This window comes from Stenotrophomonas sp. Steno-Z4, from assembly GCF_056393145.1.
In genome coordinates, this window is the sequence record NZ_JBWJPC010000007.1 from 174,278 (window position 1) to 198,875 (window position 24,598).

General features: G+C 65.6%; 18 protein-coding genes. 9 read left to right on the plus strand and 9 right to left on the minus strand.

Annotation, left to right across the window (positions count from 1 at the left end):
* The first annotated feature begins 123 nt into the window (after positions 1-123).
* Genes AC06E7_RS16450 through AC06E7_RS16460 form a run of 3 tightly spaced genes read left to right on the plus strand, consistent with a single transcriptional unit; the run spans position 124 to position 6,840 of the window.
* Positions 124-5,352 (plus strand): RHS repeat protein, encoded by a 5,229-nt coding sequence (locus tag AC06E7_RS16450; RefSeq protein ID WP_478065360.1) that lies wholly within the window; start codon positions 124-126, stop codon positions 5,350-5,352.
* A gap of 17 nt (positions 5,353-5,369) precedes the next feature.
* Positions 5,370-6,362: an RHS repeat-associated core domain-containing protein gene (locus AC06E7_RS16455; protein ID WP_478065361.1), complete on the plus strand. Its 993-nt coding sequence runs from the start codon at positions 5,370-5,372 to the stop codon at positions 6,360-6,362.
* Entirely contained in the window at positions 6,334-6,840 is a 507-nt protein-coding gene (locus AC06E7_RS16460; protein WP_478065362.1) for a hypothetical protein, read from the plus strand. The genes AC06E7_RS16455 and AC06E7_RS16460 overlap by 29 nt, the downstream gene beginning before the upstream one ends.
* A 269-nt stretch (positions 6,841-7,109) precedes the next feature.
* On the opposite strand, the gene AC06E7_RS16465 is transcribed toward AC06E7_RS16460, so the two are convergent.
* Entirely contained in the window at positions 7,110-8,363 is a 1,254-nt protein-coding gene (locus AC06E7_RS16465) for a LysR family transcriptional regulator (protein ID WP_478065363.1), read from the minus strand.
* A gap of 100 nt (positions 8,364-8,463) precedes the next feature.
* Here AC06E7_RS16465 and AC06E7_RS16470 point away from each other — a divergent pair, with 100 nt between their 5' ends.
* From AC06E7_RS16470 to AC06E7_RS16495, 6 genes are all read left to right on the plus strand, one after another.
* Positions 8,464-9,135 (plus strand): 4-carboxy-4-hydroxy-2-oxoadipate aldolase/oxaloacetate decarboxylase, encoded by a 672-nt coding sequence (locus tag AC06E7_RS16470; RefSeq protein ID WP_478065364.1) that lies wholly within the window; start codon positions 8,464-8,466, stop codon positions 9,133-9,135.
* Entirely contained in the window at positions 9,128-10,183 is a 1,056-nt protein-coding gene (locus AC06E7_RS16475; protein ID WP_478065365.1) for a 4-oxalomesaconate tautomerase, read from the plus strand. Before AC06E7_RS16470 ends, AC06E7_RS16475 begins: the two co-directional genes overlap by 8 nt.
* A 42-nt stretch (positions 10,184-10,225) precedes the next feature.
* The gene (gene dctA / locus AC06E7_RS16480; protein ID WP_095363822.1) at positions 10,226-11,539 is read left to right on the plus strand and encodes a C4-dicarboxylate transporter DctA; all 1,314 of its coding nucleotides are present in this window, start codon (positions 10,226-10,228) and stop codon (positions 11,537-11,539) included.
* Positions 11,540-11,618: 79 nt separating this feature from the next.
* Positions 11,619-12,899 (plus strand): carbohydrate porin, encoded by a 1,281-nt coding sequence (locus AC06E7_RS16485; RefSeq protein WP_478065366.1) that lies wholly within the window; start codon positions 11,619-11,621, stop codon positions 12,897-12,899.
* Between the two features lie 22 nt (positions 12,900-12,921).
* Entirely contained in the window at positions 12,922-13,944 is a 1,023-nt protein-coding gene (locus AC06E7_RS16490; protein ID WP_095363820.1) for an amidohydrolase family protein, read from the plus strand.
* Positions 13,944-14,831: an amidohydrolase family protein gene (locus AC06E7_RS16495; protein WP_478065367.1), complete on the plus strand. Its 888-nt coding sequence runs from the start codon at positions 13,944-13,946 to the stop codon at positions 14,829-14,831. The genes AC06E7_RS16490 and AC06E7_RS16495 overlap by 1 nt, the downstream gene beginning before the upstream one ends.
* Before the next feature lie 290 nt (positions 14,832-15,121).
* On the opposite strand, the gene AC06E7_RS16500 is transcribed toward AC06E7_RS16495, so the two are convergent.
* The 8 genes from AC06E7_RS16500 to AC06E7_RS16535 all read right to left on the minus strand — a co-directional run bounded on the left by AC06E7_RS16500 (position 15,122) and on the right by AC06E7_RS16535 (position 24,571).
* Positions 15,122-16,189 (minus strand): protein-glutamate methylesterase/protein-glutamine glutaminase, encoded by a 1,068-nt coding sequence (locus tag AC06E7_RS16500; protein WP_093536293.1) that lies wholly within the window; start codon positions 16,187-16,189, stop codon positions 15,122-15,124.
* Positions 16,186-16,782, minus strand: coding sequence for a chemoreceptor glutamine deamidase CheD (cheD, locus tag AC06E7_RS16505; protein WP_068851592.1), 597 nt, complete (start codon positions 16,780-16,782; stop codon positions 16,186-16,188). Before cheD ends, AC06E7_RS16500 begins: the two co-directional genes overlap by 4 nt.
* Complete coding sequence (locus AC06E7_RS16510; RefSeq protein WP_478065368.1) at positions 16,779-17,645, minus strand: CheR family methyltransferase; 867 nt, start codon at positions 17,643-17,645, stop codon at positions 16,779-16,781. Before AC06E7_RS16510 ends, cheD begins: the two co-directional genes overlap by 4 nt.
* A 53-nt stretch (positions 17,646-17,698) precedes the next feature.
* On the minus strand, positions 17,699-19,966 hold the full coding sequence (locus AC06E7_RS16515; RefSeq protein WP_478065369.1) for a methyl-accepting chemotaxis protein: 2,268 nt from the start codon (positions 19,964-19,966) through the stop codon (positions 17,699-17,701).
* Positions 19,967-20,167: 201 nt separating this feature from the next.
* Positions 20,168-22,534 (minus strand): methyl-accepting chemotaxis protein, encoded by a 2,367-nt coding sequence (locus AC06E7_RS16520; protein ID WP_478065370.1) that lies wholly within the window; start codon positions 22,532-22,534, stop codon positions 20,168-20,170.
* A gap of 94 nt (positions 22,535-22,628) precedes the next feature.
* Positions 22,629-23,012 carry a hypothetical protein gene (locus AC06E7_RS16525; protein WP_068851603.1) on the minus strand — a complete coding sequence of 128 codons (384 nt, stop codon included), beginning with the start codon at positions 23,010-23,012 and terminating at the stop codon, positions 22,629-22,631.
* A 147-nt stretch (positions 23,013-23,159) separates the two neighbouring features.
* Positions 23,160-23,651 carry a chemotaxis protein CheW gene (locus AC06E7_RS16530; RefSeq protein WP_068851606.1) on the minus strand — a complete coding sequence of 164 codons (492 nt, stop codon included), beginning with the start codon at positions 23,649-23,651 and terminating at the stop codon, positions 23,160-23,162.
* Positions 23,652-23,794: 143 nt separating this feature from the next.
* Entirely contained in the window at positions 23,795-24,571 is a 777-nt protein-coding gene (locus AC06E7_RS16535) for a flagellar brake protein (RefSeq protein WP_068851609.1), read from the minus strand.
* Between the last annotated feature and the right edge of the window lie 27 nt (positions 24,572-24,598).

Below are 24,598 nucleotides of genomic sequence, written 5' to 3' on the forward strand. Positions count from 1 at the left end.
GTGTCATTGATAAACTTTGTTGATGGTAAAGCGCATGGACGCGTCGTTAGCTGATGGCAGCACGAGCGCATGCGGTCATAGGGGAGTGATCCGTAGGTGCAAGCAAGAAAGTGGCGACTGCGCATGGCAGTGGCGGTGTTGGTGAATGCGGTGGTCACGCCCGCAAGCGCGGTTGAGCCGTATCAGGAATACCGCAAACTTATCGAATCGGCGCAGAACCTGACCGCACTGCAGGACGATCTGTTCGGCGAAAAGGTCAATCTCTACACCGGCAAGACCCAGTTCTCGGCCACGGATATCGATCTGCCCGGGAACAACAGCCTGCCGGTTCGCCTGACGCGCCGCTTCAGCGTGGAGCTGGACCTGGTAGGCACGGCCGCCAACTTCAATGCCAATCTCGATGGCGTCGGTGGGTGGGAAGTGGATGTGCCGCACATCTCCGGAACCTTCGGAGGCGTCGGCTCGTGGGCCGACACCCGGTGCTCGGTCAATATGGCGCCGACGTACAACATCGCCTTCAAGCTCACCGATATCTGGCAGGGCAATACCATCCACATACCGGAAGGCAGCGATCGCGTCATGCTGCTGGCAGAGTCCAATACGCCTCGCCCAACCGATGGTATCGCGCGCAAATGGTCCACCTCGCAGCGCGACGCCATCGACTGCATTCCGATGCAATCTGGTCTGACCGGCGAGGGCTACCGTGTGCGGACAACGGAAGGCATCTCCTACTATTTCGACACCGCTACCACCCGATATGGTGGCACCCTTGAGAAGTCCATCGGTGAAGGAGCGCGTGCGACCTCATCACGCGAGCGGATCTATGTCCTTGCCACGCGTGTTGAGGATCGATATGGAAACTGGGTTCAGTACGCCTACAACGGCGATGGAAGGCCCGTTCGCATCTGGTCCAGCGATGGCCGCGAAATCAACCTTGTCTACAACGGCAAGCTCCTGGCCACGGCGTCTGCGGCAGGGCGCACATGGTCCTACTACCATGGTCAGGTTGACGGCGTGGACCGGCTGGGAACAGTCGTACAGCCGGATGGAAGTCGCTGGACCTATGCCTACTCGAGCGCTCTGCGGGTTTCTTCCCCTTTGTGGGACGGAAACTCACAGCCGGGATGTGGCGAGCAGCCGCCTGAGCTGACGGGTGCGCTGACCATGACCATCGGTCATCCCGCCGGTGCGGTCGGCGAGTTCAAGTTCGGCAACGTACGCCACTACCGAAGCGGGGTACATGCATCCGAGTGCGCGCGGAAGATCGCCAGGAACGGCTCCTACTACTATGAGCTGGCCACGCCTTACTTCTTTGACGTTGTCTCGCTGTTCTCCAAGACCATCACGGGGCCGGGAATCGACGCGCCGCTGGCCTGGTCGTACGGCTACGGCAGCGGCTACGAGGGACTTTGGGGCAACCCTGACACGGGCGGCGCATATCCATGCACCACGTGCAAGAGCGAGAAAGCGGTCACCGTCACCAATCCTGATGGCTCGGCCGTCCGCTACCGATATGGTTCGCAGTACGCGCTCAACGAAGGGCGTTTGCTGGGTTCGAGCGTGCTGGATGCTGCTGGCAATGTGGTGAAGACCAGCACCAGTGTGTATATGACCAGCGACGAAGTGGCGGGCCAGCCGTTCGCGCCGCGCTTCGGCATCATCTGGAACGGGGAAGACCCCAGTACGGCCCAGGTGCGCCCTGTGGTGGCTGAGGCGGTCGAGCAGGACGGCGTGAGCTATCAGACCACGATGCTGGCGTTCGATGATCTGGCGCGACCGACCCGGGTGAACCAGTCGAGCACCACGGGCTCCCGTACGGACATTACAGAGTTCCAGGACGACCGTGCTCGCTGGATCCTGGGCAGCACGGCAAAGTCGACGAATGCGGAGACGGGAGCAGTCGTCGAGCAGACCCAGTACGACGAGCTGATGCGTCCTGTGCAGATTCTGAAGTATGGCAAGGTGGCACAGAAGCTCACGTGGAACGGGGACGGCACTGTAGCCACGGTGATCGACGGCAACGGAAACGTGACAAGTCTCTCCGGGTGGAAGCGGGGCATTCCACAATCGGTTGGGTTTGCCGATGGCACCAGCCGCTCTGCGCTGGTGGACGACAATGGCTGGCTGACCAGTGTCACTGATGAAGTCGGTACTCAGATAGGTTATGAGTACGATCCGATGGGGCGGGTTTCGGGTATCAACTGGCCGAGTGGCGACACGACCGCGTGGGCAAAGACAACGCAGTCGTTCGAGCAGGTTGCAGGAACCGAACATGGAATCGGGGAAGGGCACTGGCGCCAGACCACGGCAACCGGGAACGCGCGGAAGTACGTGTACTTCGATGCATTCTGGCGGCCGTTGGTCACCGAAGAGTATGACGCCGCGCAGCAGGGTACTACCCAGCGGTTCCAGCGGTTCGCCTACGATGAGGCGGGGCGTCAGGCCTTCGCATCGCAGCCCTCGACCTCGCCCGCAGTCAGCGTCGGCATGTGGACGACCTACGACGCGCTGGGGCGTGCGCGATCCGCTTCGGTAGACAGCGAACAGGGCCTGTTGACCACGCTGACCGACTATCTGCCTGGTGGCCAGGTGCGTGTCACCAACCCGCGTGGCCAGAGCACGACGACACGCTTCCAGGCCTTCGGTGGCCCTTCAACCGATGCACCGCTGACCATCGCTCACCCGGAAGGCGTGGTCACCGAAATTGAGCGGGACGTGTTCGGCAAACCACGCAGCATCACCCGCCGCAGCCAGGATGGAAGCACGCGCCTGACCCGGAGTTATGTGTACGACGGCAATCAGCTGCTGTGCAAGAGCGTCGAACCCGAAACCGGTTCCACGTTGATGGCCTACGACGGGGCTGGAAACCTTGCGTGGAGTGCGGCAGGCCTGGACCTGCCTTCGACAGACAGCTGCGACGCCGGCGCTGCGGCGGCGACTGCCCGACAGGTGATCCGCAGGTATGACGCGCGGAATCGGATAACGAACCTGCACTTTCCAGACCTCAATGGCGACCAGAACTGGGAGTACACGCCGGATGGGAAGCCGCTCAAGGTCTACACGCTGAGTGAAGGCGGAACATCGCATGCCGCCAACTCCTATATCTACAACAAGCGTGGATTGATCAGTGCAGAGTACGTCGGCGAGATGACGCTCGGCTCGGAAGTCATCCAGTATGCATACGACCCAAGTGGGGCATTGGCGTCGATCATCTATCCCAGCGGCCGCCAGGTGGATTACGCGCCCAATGCCCTGGGACAGGCAACCAAGGCAGGTTCGTATGCCTCGAGAGTGCAGTACTACCCCAACGGTGGCATGAAGCAGTTCACCTACGGCAATGGACTGGTCCATTCCATGGCACAGAACGCCCGGCAGCTTCCGGCGCGCGTGACCGACGGCGGCGGGGCCTTGGATACCACCTATGAGTACGACGCCAACGGCAACGTGGGCAGAATCGTGGACCATCTTGATGCCAACCGTACGCGGACGATGGCCTATGACGGGCTCGATCGTCTGGTGAGCGCTGATTCTCCCTCGTTCGGTGGAGATGGCGCGTTCCGCTATACCTACGATGCGTTGGACAACATCCGCTCGGCTCGGCTGGGCGGCGTGAAAGACCATGGCTACTGGTACGACGCGCGCAATCGCATGACAAATGTGCAGAACAGCGGTGGCGCAACGACCATCGCCCTCGACTACGACGTGCAGGGAAACATGGTCAAGCGCAACGGGGCTGCCTTCGTGTTCGACTTCGGCAATCGACTGCTGCAGGCAACCGGCGCCGAGAGCTACCGATATGACATGCATGGGCGTCGTCTGTTGCAGTTGGCGTCGGATGGTTCTGCCTCGATCTGGTCGTTCTACGGCAGTGACGGCCTGCTCAAGCGCCAGCGCAACTACCGCGCCGGCACCAGCACCGAGTATGTCCACCTCAATGGCAGCCTCGTGGCGAAAGCTACGCAATACATCGCCCCGGCCGCGCCGACCGTGACGGCTCCGGCCTTCAGCGGGACCGGCACGTTCGAGGTGTCGTGGACAGCTGCGGCTACGGCGGATCGTTACGAGCTTCGGGAGGAGATCGACTCCGCGGCGGCCACCGACGTCTTCTCGGGCGCGGGGCGTAGTTGGTCGACCACAGGCAGGCCGGGCGGGACTTACGCCTACACCGTTCGGGCCTGCCTCCAGACTGTCTGCGGCGCGTGGAGCGCAGCGGCCAAGGTTTCGGTTCAACTGCCGCCTGCGGTGGCGCCCCAGCTCAGCGTGCCCAGCGTCTCCGGGGGCGGAACCATCGCCCTCAGCTGGACTGCAGTAGCAGGTGCTTCCAGCTACTGCGTGACCGAGCAGATCGGCAGCGGGACGTGGGCATCGCTCCAATGCCTGGAAGGGCGGACGCTGACCCTCACCGCGAAGCCTGCCGGTCCATACAATTATGGTGTGCATGGCTGCAACGCAGCAGGCTGCGGGCCTGGCAACATGGCATCCACCACCGTGGTCTACGCGCCAGCTTCGGCGCCGGGCCTCTCTGTTCCGGCCACCAGCCTGGGCGGCACCTACACCGTGAGCTGGGCACCCGTCGCCGGTGCGGACGTGTACGGGCTGGAAGAGAGCATCAATGGCGGCGGCTGGGCACTGGTGGTGTCCCACGCGTCAACGTCGCAGGGTTTCGGGAGCAAGCCAACCGGCACCTACTCCTACCGCGTTCGCGCCGGCAATGCAGCGGGCTGGGGTCCGTACTCGGGTGCAGGTGCCGTGACAGTGATCCAACCGCCGACGGCGCCCTCGCTCAGTGCGCCGGGAAGCAGCTCCAACGGCAGCGTCACGGTCAACTGGACGCCCGTTCCGATGGCTGTCAGCTACCTGCTGGAGCAGAACGTCAATGGCGCGGGCTGGACGGGCGTCCAGCACGATGGATCCACCCAGGCCACGCTCACGGGGCTGGGGTTCGCTACGTACCTCTACCAGGTCAAGGCCTGCAATGAGGCGGGCTGCAGTGGCTACTCCAACACTGCCAGCGTTGTCTCCACGCCGCCGCCCGCGACGCCCCAGATCACGTATTCGCTGCAGACCCGTTGGCGTATCGCCCGCCTTTACAAGCAGCGCTGCGATATGAAGTGGACGGCCAGTGTGGGTGCCACCTCTTACCAATTGCAGGTGCCTGGCGGAAGTCTTCAGTACGACGGCACCGCAACGTCTGTGTCCTCGCCTCAGAACTCCTCAAATTACTGCGCCCCGAGCCACGTGATTCGCGCATGCAACGCCAGTGGTTGTTCGGCGTGGTCCGATCCACCCACGCCCCAACCCATCAATGACCTTGGGGACCTGGATGAAGATGGTGGCGGGGTGCCGCGATGAGTGCGCTGGATACTCCGATGAGAATCAACATGCTACTGCGCGGTGCTGCGACCGTCTGCCTGGGACTTTCTGCGTTCGCAACCAGTGCGCAGGAGGTGGTGCGCTATATTCATACTGACGCGCTGGGGTCTCCAGTAGCGGAGAGTGATGAAGGCGGCAATATTGTCGTCAGGTTCGCGTACGAACCCTACGGCGGATCTGTCGGTGCAGGGATTGAGGATGGCCCGGGGTTCACGGGCCATGTATCGGACAAAAGCACCGGACTGACCTACATGCAGCAACGGTACTACGATCCTGACTTGGCTCAGTTCCTGTCGGTCGACCCGGTAACGGCGACGTCAGACCCTGTCGGCATGTTCAGCCGATATCGGTATGCCAACGGCAATCCCTATGCATACGTTGACCCGGATGGCAGACGAGCCTGCGGTCAGAGCACGACGTGCAGGTTGTTGCAAGGTGAGGCAGGGTCCGTAATAAGGAGCGGCTCCGGCTCTCAGAATGACCGGAGTGAAAATGAGGCAGTCAAGATCGCTGCGAAAGCCGCAGCAGAGGCCACGGCCCGCACTTCGGGTCTCCGCGCAACGGAGCACCCGAACGCTCGTTCGGCCGCTCGTGCCTGGTTCAAAGCCGTAATGCCGGTAGGCATCAAGTATCAATCTGAAATTGGTGTCAGGATCTTTCAGGGCATGGGCCAAGGCGCGGTCTTGGGTAACTCGGTCAGCGACGGAATGAAATATTCAATCACACGCATGACGCTCTACAGCTCTTTGTCGGGGCTTGGGGAAAAGTTCGCCCCCATCGGCTACGCTCATACACATCCCGGTACAGACTTCTTCAGTGGTGCAGACATCCAGATGGCACAGTCGATGTATAGAGAGGTGAATTACGGCCGGTCGGTTCCTCTGGATGTTGAAGCGTTTGTTGGACTAACAAACGGTAAGATGTATGGTTGGTCATACTTGCAGAATGATGGAAAAACTGATGCGAATGTTAAGTATTCCACTCCTTAGTTGGCTGTTTTTTGCGTCTGTATCTGGTGCGGAAGCGTCAGCGCCGCGGCAGTGCTACGGTGAAGGGAAGGACCAGACCTGCGCACTTTCCTTTGGCGACCTTTGGAGCTCCCGTGAGCAGTACGCGGGACGCCGGATAGAAATCAGTGGATACCTGGTCCGTGGTTTTGGTCAACTGGTTCTGTATCCCGGAAAGGACTTTTTTTTGTATCAGAAGGCAGTCGGTGGCATCGCGGTGCAAATGGACCAGGCAACGTTGGAGGCCGCATTTTCCGAGATGCGTCCTATCCCAGGTGAGGGCGACTGGAAGTACGAGGCCCTGTGTCCAATCACTGTGCAAGGGATTTATCGCGATAAGCCGTTTGGAGACTTTGCGACGTTGGGAACTGTGACGGTCGCAAGCGGCCCAGGGATGCTTCCATTTGTTGGCTCGTGCGCTGACCTGCAGCCAAGGCTGCCGCAAGGCTTGGATAAATGACTTTCAGCGAGATGCGCGTTGCGAACCGTTCCAATGCCTTCGCATTCAGAAAAGTGCGCGTCGTAGCCGATCACTCGCTATGCCGCCGGTAGGGTCGCCTCTCGATCGATTGTCAGGGTGGTGATTGGTTCATTGGGGCATTGACGTGTGACGGAGCGAACGTACCTAAGACGGTTTTGTTCGGGGTCCATGCGTCAATGCGCCCAGAACCGTGGCCGGCGGGCGTTTGGAAGCCGACCCCACCGTTCCGGCGCCGGTTTCCGATGGCATCAACGCGTGGGATAGCGGAACGGCCACGCGTTGTCGGCATCGTTGCTGCGTTCGGCGCAGACGGCGCGGAAGGTTTCAACGAACGCCTGCTGCAGGCGGGTGGGGTGCCAGTCGGCGCGGGTGGTGAGGCCGATGCGGCGGCGCAGGTCGTCGCCGGCGCTGCCGATTTCGCTGAGCAGGCCGGCGCGGCGTTCGATCACGAACTGGTCGCGTGACATCAGAGTGAGCCAGTCGTCTTCCAGCAGCAGGCCGCGGGTGATCAGCACCGAGCCGCATTCGATGCGCAGGCGCGGCGGTTCATGGCCATGCTGGCGGAACATTCGTTCCCAACGGGCGCGCACCGGCGCGCCGGTGGCCGCGATCACCCACGGGAACGCCAGCAGCCGGTCGAAGTCGAGCGGGTCGCTGCCGGCCAGCGGGTGCCCGCTGCGCGCGACGATTACCGGGTCATCGTCGAACAGGCCCTCCTGCGCGACGTCGCGTACGGGCAGGGAGTCACGCATCGCGCCGATCAACAGGTCCAGGCTGCCGGCGCGTAGATCGCCCAGCAGTTCCGCATAAGGCCCTTCGATCACATTGACCGATGCACCCGGGTGGGCGCGGGCAAAGCGCGCCAGCACCTGCGGCAGCAGGATCGCGCGGGCCAGCGGCATCACCCCGAGCGTGACCTTGCCGCCCTGTTCGGAGCGCAGCAGGGCCACTTCGTCCAGGCCCGCGGCCAGTTCGGACAGGGCCAGCCGCACCAGCCGCAGCATGCGGGTGGCCGCCGGGGTGGTCTGCACGGTCTTGCCGTGGCGTTCGGTCAGCGGGGTTTCGATGGCGGTACCCAGCTCATGCACGGCGCGGTAGATCGCCGGCTGTGAGATGCCGGCACGCGCTGCGGCCAGGGTGAAGCTGCCGGCGTCATCCACCGCCACCAGTGCGCGCAGCTGGCCGAGCGTGACGCGTCGTTCAACGGCAGGCAACGCAGGCAGGCGCTGTGCACGCCTTGCCACCCGCACGCCATCGGCGATGTACCCCAATGCGCGCTCGATGCGGGGCACCAGCAGCTCTGCCGCTTCGGTGGGCGCCATCCCACCCGGCTGGCGGTCGAACAGGGTTGCATCCAGCTGGGTTTCCAGACGGGCAATGGCCTGGGTCAACGCCGGCTGGGAAAGATTCACGTGCGGCGCAGCGGCGCTGATGCCGCCGTGGTGGTGCACGGCAACCAGCGCATGCAGATGCTTCAGGTTCAACTCAAAGGGCCGGTTCATGGATCAACTATAACCAAACCAGTGGCTGTTGCGGAAATCGATCTTGAGGGGGTGGGCGCTGGCGGACAAGACTCCATCATCGTCATTGAAGGATGGATGGATGTCCCGCGTCATCACCCGTGTCGAACGCGCCGCTGCCGGCGCACTCCAGCTCCTGGCCCAAGCAGGCGTGGCCACCGCGCATGAGGCGCAGGGTCGCAGTGGCCTGCTGCACCCGCGGCTGCGCCCGATCTTCAGCGGCGCCCGCGTTGCCGGCAGCGCCATCACCGTGTCGGTGCCCCCCGGCGACAACTGGATGATGCATGTGGCCATCGAGCAGCTGCGCGAAGGCGATGTGCTGGTGGTGGCGCCGACCAGCGACTGCACCGATGGCTACTTCGGCGACCTGCTGGCCACCTCGGCGCAGGTGCGTGGCTGCCGTGGGCTGGTGATTGATGCCGGCGTACGCGATGTGCGCGACCTGACCGCAATGGGCTTCCCGGTCTGGAGCCGGGCGATCCACGCGCAGGGTACGGTCAAGGAGACGCTGGGATCGGTCAACGTGCCGGTGGTGTGCGGCGGCGCGCTGGTCCACCCCGGCGACGTGGTGATCGCCGACGATGACGGCGTGTGTATCGTGCCGCGTGCCGACGCGGCACGTGTCGCCGCCGAATCGCAGGCGCGCGAGGCGCGCGAGGCGGAGAAGCGCGAACGCCTGGCCAAGGGCGAGCTGGGTCTGGACATCTACGCGATGCGCGAACGCCTGGCGGCCAAGGGCCTGCGCTATGAGTAACGGCGTGCCGGCGATGTGGATGCGCGGTGGCACCTCCAAGGGCGGCTACTTCCTGGCCACCGACCTGCCGGCCGATGCGGCCGCGCGCGACGCGTTCCTGCTGCGCGCGTACGGCTCGCCGGACCCACGCCAGATCGATGGCATGGGCGGCGCCGATCCGCTGACCTCCAAGGTCGCGGTGGTTTCGCCCTCGCGCCACCTCGGCGCGGACGTGGATTACCTGTTCCTGCAGGTGTTCGTCGACCAGGCCGTGGTGAGCGACGCACAGAACTGCGGCAACCTGCTCGCCGGGGTCGGGCCGTTCGCCCTTGAACGCGGGCTCGTGCAACCCACCGGCGAAAGCACCGACGTGCGCATCTTCATGGTGAACACCGGCAAGGTAGCCATCGCCAACGTACAGACGCCCGGCGGCCAGGTGCGCTACGACGGTTCGGCGCGGATCGACGGTGTGCCGGGCACGGCGGCGCCAATTCCGCTGACCTTCGCCGACATCGCCGGTTCCAGCTGCGGCGCGTTGCTGCCGACCGGCAACGCGGTGGATGTGATCGACGGGGTGGAGCTCACCCTGATCGACAACGGCATGCCGTGCGTGGTGCTGCGCGCCAGCGATGTGGGCGTGAGCGGGTACGAAGACCGCGCCACGCTGGATGCCGACGACACGCTGAAGACGCGGCTGGAGGCGATCCGCCTGCAGGCCGGGCCGTTGATGAACCTGGGCGATGTAAGCGCGCAGTCGGTACCCAAGATGATGCTGGTGGCTGCTCCGCGCGACGGTGGCGCGATCTGCGTGCGTTCGTTCATTCCTCACCGCTGCCACGCCTCCATCGGCGTGCTGGGCGCGGTCACCGTGGCCACGGCCTGCCTGCTGCCCGGCTCACCGGCCCACGCGCTCGCGGTGGTGCCCGAAGGCAGCCGCCTGCAGTTGGACATCGAACACCCCAGCGGCAGCACCGGCTGCGTGCTGGAGCGTGACGCGCACGGGCAGGTGGCCGCTGCGGCCATCCTGCGCACCGCCCGAAAGCTGTTCGACGGCGTGCTGTTCGACTGAATACGCACGACGTCTCTATTCTTATGACCTGGGAGGGTTGTTATGACTGTTGTTGAGAAGCGGCAGGGCCGCTTCGGCGTCTTTGGCCAGTTGTGGTTCCAGGTGCTGGCCGGCACCATCATCGGCGTCGTGCTGGGTTGGCTGCAGCCGGACTGGGGTTCGGCGATGAAGCCGTTCGGCGATGCCTTCATCAAGCTGATCCGCATGATGATCGGGCCGATCATTTTCGTGACGGTGGTGCACGGCATCGCCGGCATGCGCGACATGCGCAGCGTGGGCCGGCTCGCGCTGAAATCGCTGATCTATTTCGAGGTGATCACCATCCTGGCGCTGATCGTCGGGCTGGTCGCGGTGGATCTCTGGCAGCCCGGCGCCGGCATGAACATCGACCCGGCCACCATCGACATGGCCAGCATCCAGGGGTATGTGCATACCGCGCACGACCAGTCGATCGTGTCCTACATCATGGCGATCATCCCGAATACGCTGGTGAGCGCGTTCACCGAGGCGCACGTGCTGCAGGTGCTGTTCGTGGCGGTGCTGTTCGGCGTGGCGCTGGCCTCGGTCGGTGAGCGCGGCGCGCCGGTGATGAAGGTCATCGAAGGCACGTCGTCGGTGCTGTTCAAGATCATCGGCTACGTCATGTATTTCGCGCCGATCGGTGCGTTCGGTGCCATCGCCTTCACCGTGGGCCAGTTCGGCGCGGGGTCACTGCTGTCGCTGGGTGAGCTGATCATCGAGTTCTTCGTGGTCTGCGCGGCATTTACGGTGTTCGTGCTGGGCGCGGTGTGCTGGTGGACCGGTGCCAGCCTGTGGCGGCTGCTGGCGTACCTGCGCGATGAAATCGTCATCGTGGCGGCCACCACCTCCACCGAAACGGTGCTGCCGCGCCTGATCGAGAAGATGAAAAAGCTCGGCTGCGAAGAGGGCGTGGTGGGTTTCGTGATTCCGGCCGGCTACTCGTTCAACCTCGATGGCACCTGCCTGTACCTGACCACGGTGGCGCTGTTCCTGGCCCAGGCGACCAACACCGAGCTGACCGTGTGGCACCAGCTGGGGCTGATCGCGGTACTCCTGCTGACGTCCAAGGGCGCCGCCGGCGTGGCCGGTGCGGCGTTCGTGGTGCTGGCGGCGACGCTGGGCACCACCGGGACGATTCCGGTGGCCAGCATCGCGCTGATCCTGGGCATCCACCGCATCCTGGCCGAAGGCCTGACCTTCGTGAACCTGGTCGGCAACGCGATCGCGGTGCTGGTGATCGCCAAGTGGGAAGGCAAGCTGGACGAGAAGGTGATGGCCGAACAGATCGGCACCCGCCGCGCCCGCCTGCGCCATCTCGGCGTGCGCGAAGCCTGACCGACGCGCCGCGGGCTGCCCGCGGCGCCCCCCCGAATGCATTGAACCCGCTGCCCACGGCAGCGGGGAGGGAGATTTCATGTCCATCCTCCGTCACACCCCGCTGGCGCTGCTGCTGAGCGCTGCGCTGGCCGCACCGGCCGCCGCCGAGGGCACCGTGCCCAAGGGCGTCGACCTGACCCTGGATTTCGTCGGCAACGTTGCCTCCAACCCCGTGGGCGGGGTGGAGCAGGGTACCGAAGGCTCGTACTGGATCATGGCCCAGTCGAAGTTCGATCTGGACGAACTGTTCGGCGTGCACAACACCGATGTGGACGCGCAGTGGGCCTGGTTCGCCGGGCGCAACCTGGCGCGCGAGAAGATCGGCAACTCGATCAGCGCGCAGCAGACCTGGCGCCCGGTGGCCGGGGGCCGCCTGACCCGGCTGACCGTGCGCCACCGCTTCGACAACGGGTTGAGCATCACCGCCGGCCGCGCGCCGGTGAACAGCTACTTCAACAACTCCGCGCTCAACTGCGTGTTCATGAGCAACGCGATGTGCCTCACCCCCTATGGTGCGATCACCGACCTGGGCATTACCGCCTTCCCGAATTCGTCGTGGGCCGGCATCCTGCGCTACGACGTGAATGATCGCTGGTATGTGCAGGGCGGCGCATTCGACTACAACAACGAGCTGAACAAGGCCGGCAAGAACGGCCTGGACTTCTCGGTGGGCGAGGGCACCGGCACCATCACGGCCTATGAGGCCGGCTACCAGACCAGCTTCGCCAATGACCGCCTGCCGCGCACCTACCGAGTGGGCATGTACCGCAACACCGATGGCGGCAAGAGCTCCTATTTCGACGCCAACGGCGACTCCGCCGCGCTGACCGGCAAGCCGACGGCGATGCAGGAGGGCGCACGCGCGGGCTGGTACGCGATGGCCGACCAGACCGTGTGGCGCGGGGAGGGCAAGCGCAACCTGGCGCTGTTCGCCCGCGCCTACGTCAACACCGGCAATGAAGCGCCGGTGGACGAGTTCGCCGCCGTCGGCTTCGTCAAGACCGGCACCTTCGCCGGACGCGACCAGGACACCCTGGCGATGTTCGTGTCCAACACCCACTTCAGCGATGAGCAGATCGCGTTCCTGCGCGACCGCCGCGCACGCAACGGCGGCAGCGGTGCGCCGAATGCCGACGAGATCATTGCCGAGCTGAGCTATGGCTGGGCGGTGCACAAGGGCATCCGGCTGATGCCCAACCTGCAGTACGTGATCAACCCGGACCCGATCTACGCGCCGACCCGCACCACCGACATTCCCGACGCGCTGATCGTCGGGCTGCGCGTGGATGTCCACTTCGCCCAGCTGTTCGGCTGGTGATTCCTCCCCCACGAGGCCCCACATGATCATCGATTGCCACGGTCACTACACGACCGCCCCCGCCAGCCACGATGCGTTCCGCAAGGCGCAGGTGGCCCACTTCAACGACCCCACGCTGCCGGCGCCGGTGTACCCGGTGATCAGCGACGACGAACTGCGCGAGAGCGTGGAAGGCAACCAGCTGCGGCTGCTGCGCGAGCGCGGCGCGGACATGACGATCTTCTCGCCGCGTGCCAGCACCATGGCCCACCACATCGGCGACGAAGCGGTGAGCGCGGAATGGACCCGGCGCTGCAACGACCTGATCGCGCGGGTGGTGGCGCTGTACCCGGAGACCTTCATCGGCGTGTGCCAGCTGCCGCAGTCGCCCGGCGTCCCCATCGCCAACTCGATCGCCGAGCTGGAGCGCTGCGTCAACGAGCTGGGCTTTGTCGGCTGCAACCTCAATCCGGACCCTTCCGGGGGCCACTGGAACGGGCTGCCACTGACCGACCGGGCCTGGTACCCGTTCTTCGAGAAGATGGTGGAGCTGGACGTGCCGGCCATGGTGCATGTGTCGGGCAGCTGCAATGCCAATTTCCACGCCACCGGCGCGCACTACCTCAATGCCGACACCACCGCGTTCATGCAGTTCCTGCAGGGCGACCTGTTCCGTGACTTCCCGGAGCTGCGCTTCATCATTCCGCACGGCGGCGGCGCGGTGCCCTACCACTGGGGTCGCTTCCGCGGCCTGGCCGACATGCTGGGCAAGCCGCCGCTGAACGAGCATGTGATGAAGAATGTGTTCTTCGACACCTGCGTTTACCATCAGCCCGGCATAGACCTGCTGTTCAAGGTGATCGACATCGACAACATCCTGTTCGGCTCGGAAATGGTCGGCGCGGTGCGCGGCATCGATCCGGAAACCGGGCAGTACTTCGACGACACCCTGCGCTATGTGGAAGCGCTGGGGCTGTCGGCAGCGGATCGCAGCAAGGTGCTGTCGGGCAACGCGCGTCGGGTGTACCCGCGGCTGGATGCGCAGCTGAAGGCGAGGGGGCTGTAATGGCGGATTTCGTGAAGGATGCCGATTGGCTGGATTTCTGTCCGGACCCGAGCCGGCCGGTGTTCGTGCCGCCGCCGGGCGCGGTGGATGCGCATTGCCATGTGTTCGGCCCGGGGGACCAGTTCCCGTATGCGCCCGAGCGCAAGTACACGCCCTGCGATGCGGGTAAGGCGCAGCTGTTCGCGCTGCGAGATCACCTGGGCTTCGAGCGCAACGTGATCGTGCAGGCAACCTGCCACGGTGCCGACAACAGGGCGCTGGTGGATGCGCTGCGCAGTGCCGACGGCCGCGCGCGCGGCGTGGCCACGGTGCGCGATACGGTCACCGATGAGGAACTGCGCGAGCTGCATGAGGCGGGTGTGCGCGGGGTGCGCTTCAATTTCGTGAAGCGGCTGGTGGATCCGAAGCCGGATGCGTACTACCACGCCATCATTGAACGGATCGCGCCGCTGGGTTGGCATGTTGTCGTGTACTTCGAGGCGGCGGACCTGGCCGAGCGCTGGAATTTCTTCACCTCGCTGCCGACCACGGTGGTGGTGGACCACATGGGCCGGCCGGACGTGACCCAGCCTGTGGACGGGCCGGAGTTCCAGCGTTTCGTGCGGTTGATGCGCGAGCACCCGAATGTATGGAGCAAGGTGAGCTGCCCGGAGCGGCTGTCGCAGTCCGGGCCGCCCACGTATGACGATGTGGTGCCGTTCGCACGGCACCTGGTGGAGCAGTTCCCGGACCGGGTGCTGTGGGGCACGGACTGGCCGCACCCGAACCTGAAATCGCACATGCCCGATGACGGCAAGCTGGTGGATTTCATTCCACGGATTGCGGTCACCGCCGACCAGCAGCAGAAGCTGCTGGTGGACAACCCGATGCGGTTGTATTGGGCGTGACGGTTGAGAGCGTCACGACCAACGGTCGTGACCTACCAAGTCGGGTTCGGCAGCGACCGTTGGTCGTGCGGCCACGTCAGGCCCGGTAGCGCACGACCGTTGGTCATGCGGCCAGGTCGACCCGGTAGCGCACGACCGTTGGTCATGCGGCCAGGTCGAGGCAAGTAGCGCACGACCGTTGGTCGTGCGGCCAGGTCGGACCCGGTAGCGCACGACCGTTGGTCATGCGGCCAGGTCGAGGCAGGTAGCGCACGACCGTTGGTCGTGCGGCGACGCGCAGCGTCGGGGTGTTATCCTCGCGCGAGCGCCATCAGGCGTTCGGCGATCCGCTCCAGCGGAACCTGCTCGTCAGTAGCGCCGAGCTTGAAGGCGGCGCCGGGCATGCCCCAGACCACGCTGGTGGCTTCGTCCTGCACCAGGGTGGGCGCGCCGACGTTCTTCAGTTCCAGCAGCCCACGCGCGCCGTCGTCGCCCATGCCGGTGAGGATCGCGCCGATGGCGTTGGCACCGGCGCTTTCTGCCACCGAACGGAACAGCACGTCCACCGCCGGCTTGTGCCGGTTCACCGCCGGGCCGTCATCCACCCGGCAGCGCCAGCGCGCACCGTCACGGATCACCCGCAGGTGCTTGCCGCCGGGTGGCAGGTAAGCATGGCCCGGCAGCACGGCTTCGCCGTCGCTGGCTTCGCGTACGGACATCGCCGAGTGGCGGTCCAGGCGCTCGGCAAAGGCGGTGCTGAACGTGGCGGGCAGGTGCTGGGTGAGCACCACCGCCGGGGCATCGGCGGGCAGGCCTTCGAGCACCACGCGCAGCGCTTCGGTACCGCCGGCCGAGGCGCCGATGGCGATCAGGCGGTCGGTGGTACGGAACTGGATCGAACGTGCGGGCGAGGGCGGCACGGCGTCCAGGGTGATGCGCGGCGTGATCGGGCGGGCCAGGGTGCGCACGCGCGAGCGCGCCGCCATCTTGACCTTGCCGATGATCTCTTCGGCATAGCCCTGCAGGCCACGCGCCACGTCGAACTTGGGCTTGGAGATGAAATCCACCGCGCCCAGCGCCAGTGCCTGCAGGGTGGTGTCGGCGCCGCGCTCGGTCAGCGAGGAGATCATCACCACCGGTAGCGGGTGCAGGCGCATCAGGTTTTCCAGGAACGCCAGCCCGTCCATGCGCGGCATTTCCACGTCCAGCGTGATCACGTCCGGGGCGAGGCGCTTGATCTTCTCGCGCGCCAGCAACGGATCGGCCGCCGTGCCGACCACTTCGATCGCCGGGTCGCTGGCGAGGATCTCGCTCAGCATCTGCCGCACCACCGCCGAATCGTCGACGATCAAAACCCTGCAGGGTGAACCGTTGATCATTCGAACAGCTCCACGCCACCGGTGACCGGGGCCTTGGACAGGCGGGCACGCACGGCCGATTCGGTCGCGGCCACTTCGGCCTCGTGCGCATGCGGCAGGCGCTGCACCACCACGCGGCCGGTGTCGGCGAAGAACCACACCTTGCGCGGGTGGATGCCGCACAGGTCCTCGGCGAGCACCGGGATATGTTCGGCCTGCAGGTACTGGCGCACGAATTCGGCGTTGCGGGTGCCCACCGGGTTGCTGGTGAAGCCCTTGAGCACGTTGGCGCCGCCGAACACCTTGGCTTCCAGGCGCTTGCGGTGCGCGCCGCGCTTGAGCAGGTCGTTGATCAGCAGTTCCATGGCATAGCTTCCGTAGCGCGCCGGGGCACCATCGCCGACATTGCCTTCGGGCAGCAGGAAGTGGTTCATGCCGCCGATCTTCAGCACCGGGTCGCGCAGGCACGCGGCCACGCAGGAACCCAGCGTGGTGGTCAGCGCGGTCTCGTCGTCGACCACCAGGTATTGGGTCGGCAGCAGCTTGGCGGCGGTGACCTTGAAGCGGCTGTCGAAGTAACGCATCACGTCATCAGGACGGGCGGCCAGGTTCATGCCGGGGCTCCGGGCGCGCGCTTGTACAGGGTGCGCCCGCACGGCTGGATCAGGTCGGCGGCGTGCAGGTAGTTCTCCGAGTGGCCGGTGTAGAGCAGGCCATCGTCGCCCATCTGCTGGATCAGCCGCGACAGGATGCCGCGCTGGGTGGGCTTGTCGAAATAGATCATGACGTTGCGGCAGAACAGGGCGTCGAACGGGCCGCCGACGTCGTAGTGGGGCGCCAGCAGGTTGAGCGGGCGGAAGTCGATCAGCTCGCGCAGCGCCGGATGCACGCGGCACTGGCCTTCATTGGGGCCGCTGCCGCGCTGGAAGTAGCGCTTCTTGATGGCCGGATCCAGACCGGACACGCGATCGATGGCGTACACGCCGCGGCTGGCGGTGGCCAGCACCTGGGTGTCCACATCGGTCGCCAGGATGCGCACCGGTGGCTTCAGCGTGCCGAACGCCTCGCAGGCAGTGATGGCCATGGAGTAGGGCTCTTCACCGGTGGAGGCCGCGCACGACCACAGCTGCAGGGTGCCATTTCCAGCCCGCGCGCGCAGTTCGGTATCGAGCTTCTCGAAGTGGTGCGGCTCACGGAAGAACGCGGTCAGGTTGGTGGTCAGCGCGTTGGTGAACGCCTGCCACTCATCCCCGCCCTGGCTTTCCAGCTGGTCCAGGTACTCCTGGAAGCTGCGCAGGCCAAGCGCACGCAGCCGCCGGGACAGCCGGCCGTACACCATGTCACGCTTGGCCGGCGCCAGCGAGATGCCGACGCGCTGGTAGATCAGGTCGCAGATGCGGCGGAAGTCGCGGTCGGCGAACTCGAATTCGCGTCCGGTCGAGGAGGCAGCGGAAGCAGGTGCGGTAGGCGTGGTCACGGGCGAACTCGATCGAAGAAGGGAGGCGGCGGCCGCGCGGCCGCCGCCGGCGCTCAGAACTCTTGCCAGTTGCCGTCATCGGCGGTGGTGCGCGGTGCACGCGCGGCCGGGGCCGGCTTCACCGTGCTGGGCTTGGTCGGCGCCGCCGGCTTCACGCTGCGCGGCGTGGCCGGTGCGGCGATGCGGGCGGTCACCGCGCTGACGGCCGCCGCCACCTGGTTGTCGAGGCGGAAGATCGACACCGCGTCGGCCAGCTGGGTGGCCTGCTCTTCCATGGCGCGGGCAGCGGCGGTGGCTTCTTCCACCAGTGCAGCGTTCTGCTGGGTGGTTTCGTCCATCTGCACGACGGTCTGGTTGACCTGCTCGATGCCGGCCGACTGCTCCTGCGAGGCGGCCGAGATTTCGGCCATGATGTCGGTGACGCGCTGCACCGAGGCGACGATCTCGCCCATGGTGCTGCCGGCCTTGTGCACCAGGGCCGAACCGTCGGCCACGCTGGACACGGATTCGTCGATCAACCCCTTGATCTCCTTGGCGGCACCGGCCGAGCGCTGGGCCAGGGTGCGCACTTCGGAGGCGACCACGGCGAAACCGCGGCCCTGTTCGCCGGCACGGGCTGCTTCCACGGCGGCGTTCAATGCCAGGATGTTGGTCTGGAAGGCGATGCCGTCGATGACCGAGATGATTTCGGCAATGCGCTTGGAGCTGGCTTCGATCGCGCTCATCGTGGTGACCACCTGGCCGACGACTTCACCGCCCTGCGAGGCCACGCTGTGCGCACCGATCGCCAGCTGGTTGGCCTGGCGGGCGTGTTCGGCGTTCTGGCGCACGGTGGAGGTCAGTTCCTCCATGGAGGCGGCGGTTTCTTCCAGGTTGGCGGCCTGCTGTTCGGTACGGCGCGACAGGTCGCTGTTGCCGGTGGCGATTTCGCCCGCGGCCAGGTTGATGTTGCCCGCCGCTTCCTGGATCTGGCCGACGATCTGGGTCAGCTGGGCCACGGTGGCATTGGCATCGTCGCGCATGGTCGCGAACACGCCCTGGAACTCGCCCTGCATGCGCGCGGTGAGGTCGCCTTCGGCGATGGCCGACAGCAGCTGCGAGAGCTTGCCGAGGTTGTCGTCGCTGACCTGCATCATCGCGTTGAGGCTGGCGATCATCTGGCCGAAATCGTGGTCGAAGCGGGCGGCATCGCCACGCTGGCTGAAGTCGCCCGCGGCCGCGGCAGCGCCCAGGCGCTTGATCTCGGCGTTGATGCTGGCCAGGTTGTGCTTGACGGTGTCCACGGTGGTGCTGATGGCGGCCTTTTCGCCCGGGTAGCGGGCGATGTCGGCGCTCAGGTCGCCCACGGCGTAACGCTGCATCACGGCCAGCACATCCTGCATGGTCTGCACGTGGGCGCCGACCAGGGTGTTGGTTTCGTGCACCATCCGGCCGTACTCACCCGGGAAGGCGGTTTCGTCCATGCGGTAGCCGGTCTGGCCGGCGTCGTGCTGGCTGGCCATTTCGCGCTGCGCGCCGATCACGGCGTGCAGCTGCTGCTGCATGCGGCCCATGCTTTCCAGCAGGCGGCCCGGTTCGTCCTGGGCCTGCGGGCCGATGCGGCTGTCGAGCTTGCCGCCGGCGATGCTCTCGGCCACGCCGGTGGCCTGGCGCAGCGGACCGGTGATGCGGTTGCCGATCAGCCAGCTCAGGGCCAGCACGATCAGCACCAGCGCGCCACCGGTAGCGGCCATGACGCCGGTGAATGCCAGCGCATCGGTCTGCACGTCGTCCATGTAGACGCCGCTGGTGACGACCCACTGCCACGGCGCGTACATGCCGGCGTACGTGGCCTTTTCAATCAGGTCGTCGCCGGCGCCCGGCTTGGTGGTGGAATAGTAGGTGAAGCCACCGCCGGTCTTGGCCATGTCCACCTGCTGCAGGTAGATCGGCACGCCATCCTTGGAGGTGTAGTCCTTCTGCACCTTGCCGACCCGCGCCGGGGCGAAGGGGTGCATGAGCAGGGTGTAATCGGTCGCCAGGACGTTGTAGTACGCGCTGTCGCCGTCGGCACGCATGCTGTTCAGTGCCTGCAGCGCGGCCGCCTTGGCCGCTTCTTCGGTCAGCTCGCCGGTGCCGGCCAGGCGCTTGTAGTGGTCAAAGATGCCGTAGGTCAGTTCGACCTGGGTCTTCAGGCCTTCTTTGCGCGTCTCGGCCAGATCGAGGTACTGCATGCGCGCGGCAATGATGGCCAGGGCGATCACGCCGACGGCGATCAGGGCGGTGAGCAGGTTCAACTTGCCCCGGACGGACAGGTTGGAGAAGCGGCTGGAAAGATTCATGGGCGTGGGGTCTTTTCGAACGGGGGCGTACTGCGTGGGGGCCGACGTCGACGAACGTGTCGTGGCAATGCTGTTATCGGCAGAAAACCGCAGCTATTGAGGTGCGTGAGCTGAGCGCATTCAGCTTCAGACATGGAAAGGCCCCGATGCCGGGGCATCGGGGCCTGCGTTTTCCAGCGCTGCGCTGCTGCGCGGTGCGGCTTAGAACTCCTGCCAGTCGCCTTCGGCGAGCTCGGCGGCTACCGCGCGGCTGGCCGGCTTGCGCGACGGCGCCGGGGCGGCGGCCGGGCGGGTCACGGCGCGCGGTGCCGGTGCGAACACCGGTGCGGCAGCGACGACGTCCTGCTCGTCGAGACGGAAGATCGAGACCGCGTCGCTGAGCTGGCCGGCCTGTTCTTCCATCGAGCGGGCAGCCGCAGTGGCTTCTTCCACCAGCGCGGCATTCTGCTGGGTGGTTTCGTCCATCTGCACCACGGTCTGGTTGACCTGTTCGATGCCGGCCGACTGTTCCTGCGAGGCAGCGGAAATCTCGGCCATGATGTCGGTCACGCGCTGCACCGAGGCGACAATCTCGCCCATGGTGGCGCCGGCCTTGTGCACCAGCGCCGAACCGTCGTTGACCTTGCCGACCGAGTCGTCGATCAGGCCCTTGATCTCCTTGGCCGCACCGGCCGAACGCTGGGCCAGGGTGCGCACTTCGGAGGCCACCACGGCGAAGCCGCGGCCCTGTTCACCGGCACGGGCCGCTTCGACCGCGGCGTTCAGCGCCAGGATGTTGGTCTGGAAGGCGATGCCGTCGATGACCGAGATGATCTCGGCGATCTTCTTGGACGAGGTCTGGATCGCGCTCATGGTGGTGACCACCTGGCCGACCACTTCACCGCCCTGCGAGGCGACGGTGTGCGCGCCGATGGCGAGCTGGTTGGCCTGGCGGGCGTGCTCGGCGTTCTGGCGCACGGTGGAGGTCAGTTCCTCCATCGAGGCGGCGGTTTCTTCCAGGTTGGCGGCCTGCTGTTCGGTACGGCGCGACAGGTCGCTGTTGCCGGTGGCGATTTCGCTGGCGGCCGAGCTGATGGCCTGGCTGGACTGCTTGATGCGGGTGACGATGCTGCTGAGCTGTTCGGCGGTGGCGTTGGCGTCATCGCGCATGGTGGCGAACACGCCTTCGAAGTCGCCGTGCATGCGCACGGTCAGGTCGCCCTGCGACAGCGCGGTGAGCAGGCCGGAGATCTGTTCGATGCTGGAGGCGTTGGCGTCGAGCAGGCCGTTGATCTGCTGGGCCAGCTGCAGGAAGAAGCCATCCTTGCCTTCTGCGCTGATGCGGCCGGACAGGTCGCCGGCGGCGGCCTGGGCGATGACGCGGGCCACTTCGGCTTCGACCAGCGCTTCGGGGGTGCGGTCACGCCATTCGACCACGTGGCCGACGCTCTCGCCGTCTTCGTTGCGGATGGTGGACACGACCTGGGCGAACTGGGCATCGCCGAACTGCATGGCGCGACGGGCCACGCCGTGCTGCTTGAGGTTGGCCAGCAGGGTGGCGTCCATTTCGCCGCGGTGTTCGAGCACGGTCAGCGGGCGGCCGACCAGCGAAACGGAGGCGTCGAAGTCCGGCAGGTTGCGGCGCAGGTCGTCCTGGTACTGGGACAGGGTCTGCTCCAGCGCACGGTTGGCGTAGACGATGTTGAGGTTGTTGTCGGTCAGGTACACGCCGGTGGAGCTGTAATCCAGCGCGGTACGGATGCGCAGGTTCTCGCGGGCCACGGCCTGTTCGGTTTCGGTGCGGTCGCGCAGGTCGCGCTGCATGCGCTGCATGGCCTGCATGAGGTCGCCGACTTCGTCCTTGCGGGTGACGTCGATATGGCCGTCGAGCTTGCCACCGGCCACTTCGTTGGCGACCGAGACGGCGCCACGGACGCTGCCGACCAGCGAGCGGGCAAACAGGTACACCAGCACCAGGCCCATGGCGGCACCGCCGAGCAGGGCGATGATGGTCAGGGTGGCGGAGGTGGCGTAGGTGCTTTCGGCCTCTTCGCGCGAGGCGCGGGCAAGGCGGTTGTCTTCGGCGATCAGGGTCTCGAGGGCGGCAGAAGCCTTGAGATGCTTGGTGCGGGTTTCGCCGACGAAGGTGTCGATGGCATCGTCCGGCAGGTCCAGCTCGAGCATCTCGGTGACCGAGTCGTAGGAGGCCAGCGAGTCGTTCCAGTCCTTGGCGAAGGCGTCGAACAGCTTCTTCTGTTGCGGGCTGTCGATCAGGGCGGGGTACTTCTTGATCGAAGCATCGATCTTGGTGCGCAGGTCGGCGGCGCGGGTCTTGGCTTCGGCCTTGACGTCATCGCTGGCGCGGATCAGGCCTTGGTAGGCCGAGTTGCGGTATTCACCGAGCATGCCACGCATTTCGCCGGCCATGCGGATGCTTTCCATCCGGTTGCCGGCCAGTTCGGTGGTCACGTTGTTGAGGGAGTGCAGGCCGCGATAGGCGACCACGCCCTGCAGCAGCATCACCAGCAGGATTACACCGAAAGTCAGCATCAACTTCGGCATCAGTTTGAGGTTGTTGATCCATTGCATGGTGGTGCACTCTCCGGTGGCAGACGCGTCCGGGCGTGGCGCCCGGTTGCAGCGGCCACGCCGGCCTGGGCCGGCGTGGCAGGGCGTGTGGCGATTACTTGATGTTGGCGAGCTTCAGGCCGGCCGGCGAGCTGACTTCGATTTCAGCGCGCGAGGCGTCGCGGGCGATCTTGCCGATCACGCAGACGGTCTTGCCTTCCAGGGTTTCCAGCGGGAAGCTGAACTTGCCGCGGTTCTCACCGGCGATGCGGGCCGAGAAGGTGTGGCGCGGGAAGGCGCCGCCCATGTACAGGAAGGTCGGCTGGCCTTCGGAACCTTCGGCGTAACGGGCCTTTTCGACCTTGCCGCAGACCATGCCATCCTTGCCAACGGCGCGCGCGGCCAGCTCCGGCGGGATCATTTCAGCCGACTGGGCGAAAGCGGACGAGGCGGACGAGGCGAGGACAGCGACCGAAAGCAGAGCAAGCAGGGACTTCATCGGGAGATTCTCCGGGGGATATGGATAAGTGGTCCGGGGCGTGGCGAAGCCGCGCGTCCGGTTCCTGAATCCAGCTATCGGCCAGTTGCGACACAACTTAAGGACTTTGTTGAACGAAAGTCGTTCCGATCTGTCGCAGCGGGCGGATCAGGCGGCGGCGTCTTCGACAACGGCCGGCTGGCCCATGTCGGCGCTGTCGAGCAGGGTTTCGATATCGAGCAGGATCAGCATGCGATCGTCCTGGGTGCCGATGCCGGAGATGAAGCGGGTATCGACGGCGGCGCCGAACTCGGGGGTGGGGCGGATCTGGTCGGCGTTGAGCGGGATCACGTCGGAGACGCTGTCCACGACGATGCCGACCACGCGGTTGTCGACGTTGAGGACGATCATGACGGTGAAGGCGTCGTAGCGTGCTTCGTCCAGGCGCAGCTTGAGGCGCAGATCGATGACGGGAACGATGGTGCCGCGCAGGTTGATCACGCCCTTGATGTAATCGGGGGCATCGGGCACGCGGGTGACGGAGTCGTAGCCGCGGATTTCCTGCACCTTGAGGATGTCCACGCCGTAGTGCTCGGCGCCGAGGGTGAAGCTGAGGTACTCGCCACCGCTGCTGGCGGCGTTGGGGTTGCTGTCGTTCATGGAAGGAATCCTGGGTCGGGCGTGGCGGTCGGAAAACCGGGGCGTCATTCCGGATATCGGCCTGGATGGCGACGACTTTAGGAAAGAGCGTCCGACCAACGGTCGGACCTACGCGGGCCTCCCAATCGGTTCCGACGTCGCTGTCATTCCCCGTTCTTGCGGGCGCTGCGCTGGCGGTCGATGCGGAAGATGTAGCGCTGGATGGCGCTGTCGCCGCCGCGGGGGAGGCCATCGAAACGCATGCCGATGCGCTTCATTTCCACGCCGCTGGGCAGCTTGACCGCCAGTTGGTTGCAGACGATCAGCGAGATCTGAAGCGGGCCGCTTTCGGGCATGTCCAGGCGGGCGTCGTAACGCTTCTGGATGCTGAAGACGTTGCAGTCCACCGGTACGGTCACGGCCAGGCCGCCGCCGCTGATGTCCACCACGCGCAGGTGCAGGGCTTCGCTGCGGTCTTCGTTGATCGGGAACAGCAAATGCGGGGAGTCGGTGAACGGGGTTTCCAGCCGGTAGAGTTCGCGGCGCTGCAGGTGCACCAGCTCGGTGGGGAAGGGCACGCGGAAGGCGACGTGGCGGTGGCCGCCGGTGCGCTCCAGGTGGTCCAGCCGGAAGCGGACCATGACACGGTCCAGCTGCGCGAAGCAGAGCAGGTGGCCGGCGTCCTCGGCGGCGCGGTTGGCCGGCTCAGACGGGCTGCCATCGAGCAGCAGCCAGTCGTCGTCTTCGTCCAGTTCCAGGATCGCGGTCGGGAAGGACTGGTCGCGACCGCCCAGGTGCGCGTTGATCAGCGAGCGCTGGTCGATCAGCGCCTGCAGCAGCTGGCGGATCTGCCGGGGGTTGCGGACCAGGTAACGATCGTCCGTGCCGTCATCATGGGCGGCATGGGATGCGTCATGGGGGTCAAGGCTGCCTTCGGACATGGACTCTGCTGCGTTGGGCGGGTACGG